This window comes from Thermobaculum sp. T2p (genome assembly GCF_059335935.1).
In genome coordinates, this window is record NZ_JANZYQ010000014.1 from 32,197 (window position 1) to 47,173 (window position 14,977).

Here is a 14,977-nt window from a genome sequence, read left to right on the forward strand (position 1 = left end):
GAGAGCGCATGAACTTTATACTGCGATGGTTAATCACGTCTGTAGCGCTGCTAGTTGCTGTATACTTGGTACCAGGCATAAGGGTAGAAGAGAATGCCTTCTTGGCAATAGTGATCATGGCCTTGGTACTGGGGCTTATTAATGCTTTTGTCAAACCAGTGCTAGAGTTTCTATCTTGCGGACTTATTGTACTAACTTTGGGGTTGTTTCTATTAGTGATCAATGCTTTTATGTTCTGGTTAGCATCCTACGTAACTGCCGACGTATTACACGTGGGTTTCTACGTGAGAGATTTTTGGTCCGCTTTATTGGGATCCATAGTTGTGAGCATAGTGAGCTTTATTTTATCCATAGTCATTGGCAATTAGATTGGGCCGGCAGGTTCTGCTGCCGACCCAATCATAGTTCTATCTACCAAAGCCCCAAGGAGTTACCACTCGTCCTCCATTAGCTTTCTGTCCAGTGCCCCAGAATGGTGCGAAGTTATATCCACCGGAGAAGACCATACCTGCCTCTTTGGTCCAGTAGTACATGCCTCTACCCTGATCTCCCGAGTCATTGATGGCGAAAGCGAAGTGAGTAGTGATCACTTCTCCTCTTCTCAGACGCTCGAGTTTCTGCCAGAGTGGCGAGATGTCCTTCCATGCTATGGCGATCTCGTAGGTAGTTATTTTATTGGTTTCGTCCCTGACTATCCTGATTTTGCCATCCGTACCGCCCCTAGGTGATGCGTCCATGGGGCCTAGAGGAGGATTAGTATCTGGATTAGTAGGATAGTATGTCTGATAGTTGGTCCCAGGCGCAGTCTGGTGATACAGCTCTGGTATATTCCCCTGAGCTAACGTGGCGATAAATAGGTGATCCATGTCTGAAGCCAAGGCTTTTTCATACTCGGGGTCTCCTACTAGAAGATCATCAGGCAGGTTCTTCTTGATTGTATCAAATGCCATTTGAATGCTATCTGCATAGAACGCAAATGCGTACGGATCTTCGTTGAAGGGCTTGTTGGATGCTTGCTGTTGATCCGGTACCTGGGCTGCTAGATAGAAGTAATCTTTGTCCCAAGCAGTCCATACTTTATCAGGTCCAAGACCTCCTTCACCGTCAGGATCAACTGTAACAGGTATAATATCCTGCCAGTCTGATAGATTACCGTCAATCTTTATCTTATGATAAGGTGCGTAAGCTACCTGTACTAATTGATTACCGGATTGGCTTGTAACATAGCTGCTGTCAATATTTGTGATCCTTGCGTTCCATGTTATTTCGTACCTATTATCGGTATTGGGTAGAGCTCTGGTAACCTTGAACCTTAGTATCTTTACCTGCCCTGGTTGCAATACTCCAGTATAGTCATTGTTTCTGGTAAGCTCCCAATCGGATGGGCCTTGAATTGACACATGAGCCGAAACTCTATTGGGTGATGCATTTTCAACTCTGACCTTGATCGTTGAGTTCTGTGATATTGGTTTAGTGAAAGAGAGTGGATTCACCAACAGCGGGTCTTCTATGTTGAAGTGTGCGTTTCTAATTATCTGCTCCAGCCTTTTAGGTGTGTGTGTTCGCTTACTATGTATATAACTTGCCAGTGTTCGGCTTGTATTCTAGCTACATTAGAATTGCCGTCAAACAGAGGTGTACCAAGGTAGTCATAGATCTTCAATCCCCGGGCGTTAGGTATCTCTATGGTTCCCCTAAATCCTTGATCTAAATATAAAGCTGCAGTAGCTTTCCCATCATCATTTCTTCTAAATATGAAACCCCATGTTGACTTGGATTGAGGGAATATTTCTTTGATAAGCTTGCTATCTTCTAGAAAATGGGTCATTGCTGAGTAGGCTACTACGGCGGGCTTTGGAGTATTTGTTTCGGTGTCGTATATGTTGTACTCACCTCCGGAATAGCCAGCTCCATAAGAGAGTGCAAACCAGAAGATGCGTATTGGCAGGTTCCCTGCACCTAGAATATGAAGGAGGTATGTCGGAGCAATTGTCCTAGCTACTTCGTAAGGACGCTCCTGCTCAGGTAGGTTGGGGAAGTAACCTTCGTTAGTACCCAACTCAGTCTGCCAAAGGCCGGCTCTACCGTGTGTTCTGGACCAAATCCTGTCCATTGCTGCCTGTGTCTTTATGGCTGCTAACTGAGCTGCATCTGGTATTCCGTAAGCGTGGTTTACCGAACCATCTATATATCCCCCATAGTACTTATTGTTTAGACATCCTTTGCAGTAAACTACATCTCTGTTATAGGTAGTCGATCCTCCACCAATGAGGTTTACATCAGGAAAATCTTTCTTGACCTTATCCCATATCAGCTTAGTTATTATCCTATAATCTTGTGCATCACATGTGGTCCAAGTCCAACCATGTACCCACGGCTCGTTCCAAAGCTCCCAGTCCTTAACAAGATCGTGTAAGGGTGCTATTGCGTGGTACACCATATTGGCATGTGCTTCCATGTCCTTAGGACAGTTAGCGTGCCTAGGTAGAGGCTCGCCATTTGGCCCAGGTCTAACGTTCCAGGGCATATTGTAGTTGATATACCCCAATGGGTATATTCCGTGACTCATCCAAGTCAGTATCTCTTCTCTAGCTTTGCTTATCTCCTCATTGCCCCAGTAAACCCCAGGTTCCGGGTTTACTACTGGGGGATCCACAGAATTTATCCCTCTAGTCCACTTTACCCCTATCTTCTCACCTATCTGCATTTGAATGCTCATATCTCCCTCAGATCTAAATCCAAGTCCGAAATGGGAGTAGTACCTCAGGCCATAGTGGGGAGGCCAGATGATTCCTAGGCCCATTTCCTTCTGAGCTAATGTCGCTCCGGTGTCATTGAGGACCTTTACTTGTAATCTATAGTAGTCTGGCTTTGTTATTTTGCCCAAAGGTACCTTGATTAGCTTTTGCTTGTTGCCTTGTATCTCTATATCATACGATCCCTGTGATACTAGGTTGGTGCCCCTGGCTAGTAGCCTCCAATCCAGAGTAAGCGTGATAGGATCAGGTGATTTGTTGGTCACGTTCAAAGTTATCTTGGGCCTTGCAGGATTGCCAGGTCTTACTATGTACAATCCTGTTGGGTCGTCGTATCCAATATTGCTTATTATTGGTGGAAAGTTTACATCTTCCGGATATAAGCTTTCGTTAGGTATTACCTCTCTTGGTTGAGATGGGCTTGACCATTCTAGTTTGGCCATAGCCCCGCCTCCCGCTTGATAATATTCCATTATCAGATCATATTTCTGACCGGCTTGCAGCTGAATTGATCCTGACCATTCTGTAGGGGCTTGGTCAATCCATTTGTCTATCAGTAACTGGCCGTTGACCCACAGCCTTACGCCGTCATCGGTGGTTGTGTAGAAAGTATATGTCTCGGAATACTTTGGCTCTACTTTGCCGTACCAGCGTGCTGAGAAATTGTAGGGAGGTATAGATGGTGCCGGAGGTCCCGAGCTCCAGTCGAAATCTATGTTGTGATCTATCCTGGTAACCTTTAGGTCTTTCAGATCCTTATCTGCAAAATATTGAGCATTTAGGCCGTGTTCCTCAGAGTCTGCTAAGGCTACTATATTGTTTACATGCGGTATTAGCATCAACGCGAATATGACCGCTAAAAGAATATTAAGCGTCCTGCCTTTAGATAGCATTCGCACTACTCCTCCTTTGATATGCTTATGACTGCATGAGCCCAGTAAGGTTGATTGATTGCAAGATGTGTCTTTGCAAGAAGAAGAACAGCACTAGAGGTGGTATTGCAGCTATCGCATCCGCTGCAATCGTCATGTCTAATGCTCCGCCTCCACCTGGACCTCCTGAGAAGGTAAACAAAGCTACCATTATTGGCCACTTATCCTCAGCGCCGGTAAGTACTAGAAAAGGCCAGAAGAAGTCATTCCATGACCCCATGATCGCGCCGATCGTCATAACTATGATGGCTGCCTTTGCCATTGGGAGCACCACCCAAATAAGCGATTGAATGGAATTAGCTCCATCTAGGTTGGCTGCATCAGTAAGGTCTTTAGGTATAGCATCGAAAAACAGCTTCATCATGAATATTCCGAAGCCATTTGTTGCCCCAGGAAGCCATATCGCCCAATAAGTTTGCAGTAGAGAAACATGGATGATTGGGACTTTAGCGACTGTCAGATAAAGTGGCACTAAGAGCATAGCACCAGGTACCATAATAGTGCTGAAAAAAAGAAAAAGTATGAAATTGCCAAAGGCCGGTCTTAGTTTCGATAGCGAGTATGCTGCGGTTACGGTAACCAGCATACCTGTCACCCAGCTTCCTGCCGCAATTACCATGGTATTAGCGAAATACTTGACGAAGTTGAACTGCTGCCAAGCTGCTATATAGTTGTCCAGGCTAAAGTGCTTGGGAAACCATGTTGGGGGTACCTGCAGGAACTCTATAGGGCTCTTCATGGGCCCTGTGAACAGCCAGTACAGGGGGAATACCATAGTAAGGGAGAAAGCTACCAAGAACAAGAAGATCAAGTAGTATATGGCCTTGATCTTGGGGTTTCTCAACTCTACAGGAGAAATAAGGGTTCTGTTCTTGCTCTCCGTTGGTCCTCTCTTCCAGATTCTAGGTTGCGAGATAACTGCCATCTATTTTCCTCCCTATGATTCCTGCTTCTTGAAAAAGGTCATTCGCATGTACATGATCGAGAACGCTGAAAGGAATATGAACAGGATCACACCCAATGCACTGGCTTTGCCGAATTCGTTGTATTGGAAGGCATACCTATACAACAACAGCATAAGAGTAACACTTGCGTTGTTTGGGCCTCCATCGGTAAGTGCGAACACCTCTGTGAAAATCTGCATCGTACCTATGATCTACCCTACAAGGAATAGCCACATGATTGGACGAATCTGAGGAATTGTGATGTACAAAGCTCTTTGCAAGATATTTGCCCCATCCAGCTCTGCTGCTTCGTAAAGATCGGATGGGACAGCATTGAGGGCAGCTAAGTAGTAGAGCATGGTACCACCCATGCCACCCCAAGTGGTCATGATAAGTATCGATGGGATGACTGTTCTCTCAGACTCTAACCAGTTGATAGGATTCAGCCCTACCATATGCAGCAGGGTGTTTGCTAAGCCACCTTCGGGCTGGTATATCCATCCCCACAGTAGAGCTGTAACTATTGGGGGAAGGACAGCTGGTAAGTAGAAGGCTGTCCTTAGATAAGACTTCATGGGCATTTCGTTGACAGCTATTGCGAATATTACCGGTATTATGTAGGCGAACAAAGCGGCCAATATTGTGTAATAAAGTGTGTTTTTCCACGCTGTAAAGAATAATGGGTCAGTTATAACGTCCCTGAAGTTCTGTAACCCTACCCATCTGGGCTGAAAACTAAGGTCTACGTGTTGAAAACTAACGACAAAGGCTTGGACAATGGGCCACCATAAAAAGACTGCGAATAGCACCAATGCTGGTACTATATACAAGTAGGCTACTATATTGCGTCTGACTTTATAGGACAGGACCCTTACCATGAAGGAGCTTTGTAAACCTTGTCTCGTGGCGACTTTCATACATTTTCCTCACTTAGAGTTTAGAGTGTATTGGACAAGCTGTATTACAGCTTGTCCAATACACTAGTCTGGAAATCTTTCTGTGCCTTCATTAACAAGGCTTCCATGTCGACATTCTCTTTCGTGAGCACTGCTTGCACCACTGGGTCTAGAGTCGCGTACATCTTTTGTGTCTCTATTGGCGGCTCTGATTTAACCGCGATGTGTCTCATGCCTTCAGTGTAGGGTGTGTAGTTCTCATTGGGCACAGTAGCGTACTTCTCAACTAGGGCATCTAGCTGCTCTTGCAGGTCTCCTTCGAATATTGGAGGTGATGGAAATCCTATGGATCTCTTTAGAGCCCTGTCCTTCTTGTATCCTGCTTCTACATTCTCTGGATAGAAGTTGGTGAATAATACCCAGTCTATAGCGGCCTTTATCTGCTCTGGGGAGGATTTTTTGTTGAACATCCAAGCATAACCACCACCTAGGACGGCATTCCCACCACCCTGCGGTACTATCCCTAGTCCAAAGTCCTTTATATCAGCTTTGTATTTGGCTAGTTCATCAGCTCCGGGTATACCACTTATTGCCATAGCCACCTTGCCGGTAGCAAGGAGCTGGGACTGCTTGCCTTGATCTAGTAGAGCTTGTGGAGTCATTGATTTGTCGACCCACTTCATGTCATGTAGTAGCTTTAGTATTTCTAATCCTTTCCCCTTATCGTTGAAGGTTGCAGTCCATTTACCGTTTATCTGCTGCTCCGGGCTCGCTCCCATAGTGTACATAAGGGTAGTGAAATACCAGCCACCTTGGTTGTTTGTGGTTAGGAAGCAGAAACCTGGAATGCCTGTTTTGTCTACAATCTGCTTTGCATACTGCCTAAGCTCATCCCATGTTGTTGGTGGCTTATCTGGATCTAAACCTGCTTGCTGGAATATCTTACGGTTGTAGGCCAAGCTGAGTGCATACATGCTGACCGGGATGCCATAGATGTGTCCTTGCTTGTCCTTGAGCACGGCTAGTGCTTCTGGCCTAAATTCATTGAAGTACTTCCATTGTTTGATGTAATCGGTTATATCTGCTGCCACACCCTGTTCTATGAACTTCTGAGGCTCAGTAAACCAGACAGCGAACCCGTCCTCAACTTTATTTCCAGCTATCTTAGCTGCGAAAGCTTGTGGATCGTAACCACCAGCATGTGGGGTAATCTTCACGTTTGGGAAAATGGCATTGTATTTCTTGATCAAGTCCATGTAGAAGTCTCTATCTTGCTTAAGCCAACCAGGCCCTGGCCCATCTGTAACGGTTATACTAACGTTACCCTGGATGGGTATAAGTCCAAAGGGCAATGAACTAGTGTTACCTGCTGTAGCGGTAGCTACTGGCGAAGCCATCGGTGTAGGACTTGACATTGAGGTTGATGCTGTAGTAGGCGTAGGACTTGGAGCGGGAGATTGACCTCCAATATTACTGGTAGGTGTGCTCTGGGATGAGCTGCCACAGGCTTCAAGCCAGGCACCACTAACAGCTGCTGCTAGGAGTGACCCACCCAGCTTGAGGATCCGTCTCCTGCTAATATTGTGATTCCAAGGTCCGTCTGACATGCGAATCCTCCTGCATTTATGTATTTATGTTCGAAGCTTTTGAGTCTGAGCTTCAAATCTATAATTGGTATGCCACATGCCTTGAGTTAATAATATTGCAAACTTTTTATCATGTCAATTATATAGAGATAAATATAATGAAGTTGTAATATGACAATATATGGCAAATTAAAAAGGAAATGGGGACTTGAGATTCTCAAGTCCCCATTCTCCCGGAGGGGTAGGTGATAGTCTTTTTAAGTTCTACTGATTAGTATCCTGGTTATTGATAAGTATTATGCGAGCATTGATGCTATTTCCCTGACTTTTACCTACCACTTTGACTCTGTCTCCAACCTGTACGGCATCTTGCTCAACTCTGCCCGCTGTCACTATCTTGGTTTGTGGCTGGATGTTTACTTTCCATACCTTTCCAGCTTTCGTCTCAACGTCTATGCTATCGCTTGTGACTCCTTTTACATTCCCTTGTATTACTCTTGGAATTAATCCTCTCGGCTTGGATGTGATTATCGGAAAGACCTTGCCAGTACGTTCTATTCTTTGCTTAATCTTCTCGGCTCTTTCCTGCGAAATCGCTCCATCCTTGACAGCTTGATCGATAACCTGCTCTTTGGCCTGTTTCAGCGCTTTCTCTACATCTGTAGGGGATTTGCCAAGTAGTTGTGCTACTTTGTCTATGAATGTGTTGTAGTAGTTCTTCTTTTGATCAGCTTGTGCTCTTGCGATACTCATTCCTGCCAAGAGGGCTACGGCTGCTAATGCAACCAATAGGTAGCTGACTCTCCTTCTCATGAACTACTCCATAAGATTTCTAATAACAATTTCCGCGTAATATTTTGCCCTTGCAGTTTCAATTAGAGGTAAGACTAAGATAAGAAAATGATAAGAAAACTACCCTTTTGCTGGCAGTCTGACTTCGAATATCGAACCTTTGCCTATTTCGGAAGCCACGCTTATTGAGCCGCAGTGTTGCTCTACTATCCACTTGGCTATTGAGAGTCCTAGGCCTGTGCCGTCGGAGCTTCTGGATGTATCTGCCCTATAAAACCTCTCGAATATATGGGGGAGATGTTCTTGGGATATCCCTATACCGGTATCTGCCACTCTTATAACAGCCTGAGAATCATCCTTCTCAACTTCGACTTGAATGGAGTCCTTGGACCTCGTATATTTTATAGCATTGTCTAGAAGTATCAGGACCAACTGCTTTAGCGCGTCTTTGTCTCCTAATACCTCGACGTCAGATATCTTGTCTATCCGTAGCTCCCGGTCTATAGCTCTATGCTCCATCTCTCGGACCGCGGACTCTACTACTGGTTGTACTTTTACAGGTTCCTGTTTGAGTCTAAAGCCCGCATCAGCCCTAGCTAAGGTCAAAAGGTCTGATACAAGCCTTCGCATCCTGTCAGCTTCTTCATATATTTGCTCCAGGGATTCTTGCCTATCTTCCGGGCTCATGTTCGGCACTTTGAGTAGAAGGCCGGCGTTCCCAAGTATGGTTGTGAGCGGTGTTCTGAGCTCATGGGATGCATCTGCTACAAATCTTCTCTCAGCATCTAGTGTTTCTCTCAGTTGCTTATCAGAGAGTTCTAGACGTTCTAGCATCGTATTAAATGTAGATGCTAATTTGCCGACTTCGTCTAAGTTGGGAGAAGTCTTCACCCTTTGTGAGAGATCACCAGATCTACCCACCCTTTCAGCAGTTCGTATCAGCTCTTTTAGAGGAAGGAGCGATCTATTTGCTACGTAGAATGTAGCCAGTATTGAGGCTGTCATAGCTAGAGTGAAGCCTACTATCGCAAACAATCTAAGCCTTGCCAATGTCTGCTCTATAAGCTGTAGGCTTCTCGCTACCTGTAGGACTCCTATTACCCTGTCTCTGAGAACTATAGGGCTGTTGTATACCTCCAGTTCTTCGTCTCCTACCTTTATACGCTCGAAGATACTGTTGCCTAGGGCTACCTGTTGAAGTGTGTCCTGATCCAGAGGAATATTATTCCCATTTGGTGTAGAGGTGGTTACTATAACTTGACCATCAAGAGTACTTATTTGCACTACTGTATCAGACGATGCAAAGGATTCAGGAGGGGGAATCTCTATAACTTGCTTTGGTCTTAATGCTCCAAAAACTACATACTGCCGAATGGCTCCATTGACTTGTTGGGCTCTGTCTACTAATGAGCTCTGTACATCATGCATAAGGTTCCTGGCTGCTAGCTCATACAGGGCCCCAGTAAATGCTAGGAGTATCACTCCTACTACCATGCACTCTAGGGCTACTAATCTCCATCTGAGGCTTTTAGGAAAAATTCCCAGAGGACTCATTTCTCGTTAGACTCCCTAAGGACGTATCCTACGCCTCTCAAAGTATGGATAAGTCTGGACTCTCCTCCCGCTTCCAGTTTGTCTCTTAGGTATCCTACGTAAACCGCTACTACGTGAGATTCAACCTCCATATCGAAACCCCACACGATCTGCAAAAGCTGATCTCTGGTTAGCACTTGTCTGGGATGCTGCATGAAGGTAACCAATAGATCAAATTCCTTAGCTGTTAGATCTATGACTCTTTGACCTCTTTTGACCTCTCTGGTCCCCAAATCGACTGAAAGGTCAGCGAATCGCAGCACTTTTCTCGAGTCTGGTGAGGCTCGTCTCAGGAGAGCCTTCACTCGGGCGATTAGTTCCTCATGTGCGAAGGGTTTTACAAGATAATCATCTGCTCCTGCCTCTAGCCCCTGCACCCGGTCAGATACTTCGTCCTTTGCTGTCAGCATCAGTATTGGTATGTTGTCTGCTGAACGGAGTCTTTTGCATACCTCTATGCCATCCATATCTGGCATTAGCCAGTCAAGTATCACAAGATCTGGAGTGTTGGATAAGGCTACCTGTAGGCCTTCTTGTCCATTGTGTGCAGTTTTGACTTCATATCCAGCGTAGGATAGCGCTCTCCTTAGAAAGCTTGTGATATTCTTGTCATCATCTATTACAAGGATTAGAGGTCTTTCCAACTTGGGGTTCTCCTAACTTGTAATACCCTATACTCGACATATTATATACTGCAGAGAGTAGGGTTACGTCTCAAAGGATATAGTTCTATATAGTTCTTAAGCATAAGCGAGGTTAGGACTTGAGATCTATACGCTTTTTGATTATTGGTGCTTTACTTTTCTTATCCGCATGCGGTGGTTCTGAGCAGAAATCGTCTACTATCCCTCAACCTGGGGTCTCTCCCGTAATCACCGTTACGGTTGCCAGGACCGCTCCCACAGCAAATCCCAAGGTTACTGCTATAAAACCTACTCCACCAGCATCTCCAAGGAGCTCGACACCCACACCGACCGAGGACAGCTTATCTATAACCTCTAATCCTCAGATAAACAAGATAATTAGATCTGTTTCGGAGATTAGGGGATTGAAACCCCTAGCTCCTATAAGCTTAGATTACATGACCAGGGAGCAGCTAAGGGCGAAGCTAGAAAAAGATATAAATAAGGACTATCCGCCTTCAGAGGCGGAAGCTGATGAAAGGGTTCTTAGGGAATTTGGCTTGATATCCGGCGATCTGGATTTGCATAAGTTATATTTAGATCTATATACGGAACAGATAGGGGGATTCTATGATCCGGAGACTAAGGAACTATATGTAGTTAGTGAGGGCAACAAACTAAATGCCCTAGAGGAACTGATATATGCTCATGAAGTGACGCATGCTCTCCAGGATCAACATTTTCACCTTAATCCTCTGCTCAAGAAATATGAGGACAAAGATGACGATGCCTACTTGGCTGTTACCTCACTAGTAGAAGGCGATGCTCGCACCGTCGAGCGAGAGTACCTGACAAGGTATCCTGCTCTGATAGGTCGCATACAGGATGAAATAACACAATCTGATATAAGCTCGGAAAAGCTCAGTTCAGCACCTCCTATAATCTCCGAAACATTGCTGTTCCCATATGAAGCAGGAGCTACGTTTGTAGCGGTCCTGATGAGGGAGGGAGGTCTAGCAGCTGTTAATAAGGCTTTCAGAGATCCCCCCACCAGCACTGAACAAATCATTCATCCGGAAAGATATATAAATCGTGATAATCCCACTCTAGTAGATTTACCTGACTTATCCCCGACCTTAGGCAAGGGCTGGAAGAAGTTAGAAGAGAATTTGTTTGGAGAATTTCAGACTAGGGTACTACTTGATGGTCAGATTGATGATCTGACCGCACGGAAAGCGGCTGCTGGTTGGGATGGTGATGAGTTTGCCCTATGGACGAATGGCGATCAGGAAGTCTTGGTTTGGAAGAGTGTATGGGATAGCGAGAGTGACGCTAACGAATTTGTTTCTGCCATGATCTCATATGATGAGTCTAGATTTAATGCTAGATATCAACGGTCAGAGGATAACTATATTCTTGAGGCTCACGATAAGACTGTTGTTATATCTCAGGAAGGTACGTGGGTAAACTATGTCATAGCACCGAATTTAGATACGGCTCAGAAGGTCCTTGCTAAGCTTGCGGGAGATACTAATGTCAATTACATAGGGTTGGGGAATAAACATTTTATTCCCCAACCCTAATAAGAGCAGTTCCCCAAAAAGTTTTACCTTCTTGTGTGTATCCAAGGATTGCTATCTGTACCTTTCCTGTATACTCAGCTGCCGCGTTAACTAAGTCGTTCAACCTAAAAGGCACAAGAATAGTACTCCTTTTACTTATGACTTTTCCAAACCTGCTATTCTTGGGAGATAAGTCATCACCATCTACTAATAAATGGATGCTATCTGCTATAACGACATCACCTTGCATGTCAGCTGGAAACCTTATAAGTGCTTTGAGCATGTTGTGCTTCTCGTTTGTATAAGCGATCCTGTTTGGATAGAGATCCAACTTAACCTCTATGGGTTCATAAGTGCTTAGTGGTTTCCAACTGGGTTTGGGCATATCTGTACCCAGATAGAAGCTGGTGTGTGGAGGCTGGTTATATCCAACGTTCTGCCATGCAATACCGAGTCTATAAACAGGATCCTGCATGAGGGTAACAAATCGATACTTAGTTGGGTAAGGAGTAGTGTAGATCCTAAGGGCACTGCTATCTTCAGTTCTCCATATAACTTCTTCTCGCCAGTCTCCTAATATATCTGCCTGTAGGCTAGGATTACCCTTGGTACCGTTGTTGGAGTAAGTGCCGTGGGCAGTTAGTAGGTTGATCATCTTCTTATGCTCATAATCCCACTTACCAATAGTACCAACCCCCACGTATTGTTCTTGAGACCAATTGTGGTCCAGAATCTCTCTTTTCAGGTCCCCATCCCACCATACAGCAAAGTTTGCCGGTGGTATGTTATCTGAGATCTTATCTCCTTGGGCTGTATGTAATCCTCCTATAGGGCTGTTCCATTCTCCCTTAACAGCCCAAGCTTCATACCCTATGTATCTGGGATCTATATCTGCTGCAAGACCTCTACCTGTATCTATGCCTGTTCTAACTCCCCATAAGATCTCCCCAGTTGCAGCATCATGCATTTCGTAGCCGTAAGGACCATTAGCGTTCTCGTGAACTTGAAAGACCTCTAAACCAGGTCTCTTGGGATCTAAGTCGCCAAGATGCATAGCATCTCCATGCCCTAGTCCCGTGGAGTACATTGGACTCCCATCATCATCTATCGCCATCGAGCCATAAATTATCTCATCTCGGCCATCGTTATCTACATCACCAACACTAAGTTGATGATTACCTTGCCCAGCGTAAGATTCATACCCAGGGGCTGCGCTATCGAATTTCCAAAGTTTAGTAATCTTATTGTCTCGCCAGTTGTAGGCTACTAACACTGTACGTGTATAGTAGCCACGAGCCATAATGAAACTTGGATTTTCACCGTCGAGATACGCTACTCCAGCAAGAAATCTGTCTACTCTGTTGCCATAACAATCACCCCAATCACATACGTTCCCTCTAGGCGGATCGTAGTTTGTGGTAGCAAGGGCTCTACCCGTGAGGCCATCAAATACAGTTAAGTATTCCGGGCCTTCCAATATTCGACCTTCGCTGTTTCTATAGTCGGCATTCGGATCACCAATGACTCTTCCTGTGCCATCGATAGTACCATCGGCAGTCTTTGCTACCACCTCTGCTCTACCATCTCCATCGAAGTCGTAAACCAAGAACTGTGTATAATGAGCTCCAGCCCTGATATTCTTGCCTAGATTTATCCTCCAAAGAAGACTGCCGTCGAGCTCATATGCATCCAACAAGACATCACCTGTATAGCCAGATTGAGAATTATCTTTTGAATTTGATGGATCCCATTTCAATACGATTTCATAGTATCCATCACCATCTAGATCCCCAACGCTAGCATCATTAGCACTATACGTATATTTAACCCCGTCTGGTGTGACTCCACCTTGTGGCTTGTGAAGCGGAACATCTAGATAATTCTTGTCCCATACAGTAGTACTTTCTATTGTGCCCCATATATGTCCTCGAACGATCGGTTTCACAGTATATACTGCTTTGGTATTGCCGGACCTATCTAGGTAATTTGTCCGATCTCTGATTGGCGACTTGTTTATTTTGTGCCCGTTTCTATAAACATCAAACGCTATGTTGGGCGGATCCGATGCAAGTAATCTCCAACTAACCAGGACGCCGCCATCGGTATGTACTGCTATTGGGGCACGGTTAATTCTCTCCATACGCCTAATTGGGGTGTTGGATATGGGAGTCTTCAAGGTTTCGGATGGTAGCGATAGCCCGCCAATCCCAACTGCACGCACTTGGTAGTAATAGTTTATGGTGGGATTCAAGTTGTCTTGGTATTGAGCCTCGCTTGTAGCTCCTACTCGCTCAAATGGGCCAGTGGGATTCTTAGATCTGTAGATATAATATAAGACCGCATTGTCCACAGGCTTCCAAGAAAATTCCAGAGCATATCTCGTGGCTATATCTAATTCGATCCCTTGTGGAGCACTGGGAGCTGGTTGTGATTCATCCCACATAGATATTATTAGTATGTCGCTCTTTGCGGACTCTATCCCTCTGCTATTTACCTGGGTAACGGCATATCTATAGGAAAGCCCTAACTCCACGGTCGTGTCGACATATGAAGATTTGGTGGTACTTCCGATCTTTTCAAACTTACCGCCGCCCTCGGCTCGGTATACGTTATAGCTGATTGCCCCTTCAACGGGACTCCATGAGATAGTTACAGAGGGATCTGGCGTTAAGACTCTATCTTCCAGCCTTAGACCTGTGGGATATGGGATCGCTATAACGATTACTCCATTTACTCTACCATCCCTGCCAAAGCCTATAGTTAGTTGTGTATCCGATACTCTGGTCACGGTCGTTAGCTCTCCGAAGCTACCGCTGCGGCTAGAGATGGTGCCTACGTTCTGTCCTTCTAAGATTATTGAAGTGTTATTTGAGGCAATTGCATCTCCTGCGATAATGGTTACCTGATAGTCTCCATTCGGCACATCCAACAGAAAGTTGTAATCTGATTCATTAGTAAAGTCGCGTCGTAGAGGGTCTGGTGTGCCTCTATCTCGGCAGCTTGTCTCTCTATCTAAGCCATAACCTCTAGCAGCATCGTAGAGCATCGTGTTCGAGACCTGTATATACCCCTCAGCTACAGGGCTAGCATCACAGCCGAAGTCAAACATCCAACTTTGGGTTGACGTAGAGGCTGTGTGAGCAATTCGTATCGGGAATATAACTACTAGAAACGATATAACTACATATACATACTTTAGAGTATGACTACGCATTGGAGACCTCTCCTGGGACGAAGTGAAATCGGGGTAGTGAATCTTTACATGAAGATTCACTACCCCGAATGGGAGGGAA

General features: G+C 45.1%; 12 protein-coding genes. 2 read left to right on the forward strand and 10 right to left on the reverse strand.

All coding sequences use genetic code 11. The features are described from left to right. Positions 1 to 8 precede the first annotated feature (8 nt). The gene (locus tag N2245_RS06835) at positions 9 to 368 is read left to right on the forward strand and encodes a phage holin family protein (protein ID WP_494535984.1); all 360 of its coding nucleotides are present in this window, start codon (positions 9 to 11) and stop codon (positions 366 to 368) included. Positions 369 to 407: 39 nt separating this feature from the next. Here the strand turns inward: N2245_RS06835 and N2245_RS06840 are convergent, their stop codons facing one another. The 9 genes from N2245_RS06840 to N2245_RS06880 form a co-directional block, all read right to left on the reverse strand. Next, entirely contained in the window at positions 408 to 1,400 is a 993-nt protein-coding gene (locus N2245_RS06840) for a DOMON domain-containing protein (protein WP_494535985.1), read from the reverse strand. Between the two features lie 131 nt (positions 1,401 to 1,531). Beyond that, entirely contained in the window at positions 1,532 to 3,649 is a 2,118-nt protein-coding gene (locus N2245_RS06845) for a PA14 domain-containing protein (RefSeq protein WP_494535986.1), read from the reverse strand. A 25-nt stretch (positions 3,650 to 3,674) separates the two neighbouring features. After that, on the reverse strand, positions 3,675 to 4,613 hold the full coding sequence (locus N2245_RS06850) for a carbohydrate ABC transporter permease (RefSeq protein ID WP_494535987.1): 939 nt from the start codon (positions 4,611 to 4,613) through the stop codon (positions 3,675 to 3,677). Between the two features lie 12 nt (positions 4,614 to 4,625). Beyond that, positions 4,626 to 4,832 carry a hypothetical protein gene (locus tag N2245_RS06855; protein ID WP_494535988.1) on the reverse strand — a complete coding sequence of 69 codons (207 nt, stop codon included), beginning with the start codon at positions 4,830 to 4,832 and terminating at the stop codon, positions 4,626 to 4,628. Positions 4,833 to 4,844: 12 nt separating this feature from the next. Continuing rightward, positions 4,845 to 5,549 (reverse strand): carbohydrate ABC transporter permease, encoded by a 705-nt coding sequence (locus tag N2245_RS06860; RefSeq protein ID WP_494535989.1) that lies wholly within the window; start codon positions 5,547 to 5,549, stop codon positions 4,845 to 4,847. Positions 5,550 to 5,593: 44 nt separating this feature from the next. Next, complete coding sequence (locus tag N2245_RS06865) at positions 5,594 to 7,135, reverse strand: ABC transporter substrate-binding protein (protein ID WP_494535990.1); 1,542 nt, start codon at positions 7,133 to 7,135, stop codon at positions 5,594 to 5,596. A gap of 243 nt (positions 7,136 to 7,378) precedes the next feature. Continuing rightward, positions 7,379 to 7,927 (reverse strand): hypothetical protein, encoded by a 549-nt coding sequence (locus N2245_RS06870; protein WP_494535991.1) that lies wholly within the window; start codon positions 7,925 to 7,927, stop codon positions 7,379 to 7,381. Between the two features lie 99 nt (positions 7,928 to 8,026). Continuing rightward, entirely contained in the window at positions 8,027 to 9,460 is a 1,434-nt protein-coding gene (locus N2245_RS06875) for a sensor histidine kinase (RefSeq protein ID WP_494535992.1), read from the reverse strand. After that, positions 9,457 to 10,143 carry a response regulator transcription factor gene (locus tag N2245_RS06880; protein WP_494535993.1) on the reverse strand — a complete coding sequence of 229 codons (687 nt, stop codon included), beginning with the start codon at positions 10,141 to 10,143 and terminating at the stop codon, positions 9,457 to 9,459. Before N2245_RS06880 ends, N2245_RS06875 begins: the two co-directional genes overlap by 4 nt. Before the next feature lie 119 nt (positions 10,144 to 10,262). Here N2245_RS06880 and N2245_RS06885 point away from each other — a divergent pair, with 119 nt between their 5' ends. After that, positions 10,263 to 11,705 (forward strand): hypothetical protein, encoded by a 1,443-nt coding sequence (locus tag N2245_RS06885; RefSeq protein WP_494535994.1) that lies wholly within the window; start codon positions 10,263 to 10,265, stop codon positions 11,703 to 11,705. Here N2245_RS06885 and N2245_RS06890 read toward each other — a convergent pair. Continuing rightward, complete coding sequence (locus tag N2245_RS06890) at positions 11,689 to 14,898, reverse strand: rhamnogalacturonan lyase family protein (protein ID WP_494535995.1); 3,210 nt, start codon at positions 14,896 to 14,898, stop codon at positions 11,689 to 11,691. The two genes, N2245_RS06885 and N2245_RS06890, sit on opposite strands and share 17 nt — an antisense overlap. Between the last annotated feature and the right edge of the window lie 79 nt (positions 14,899 to 14,977).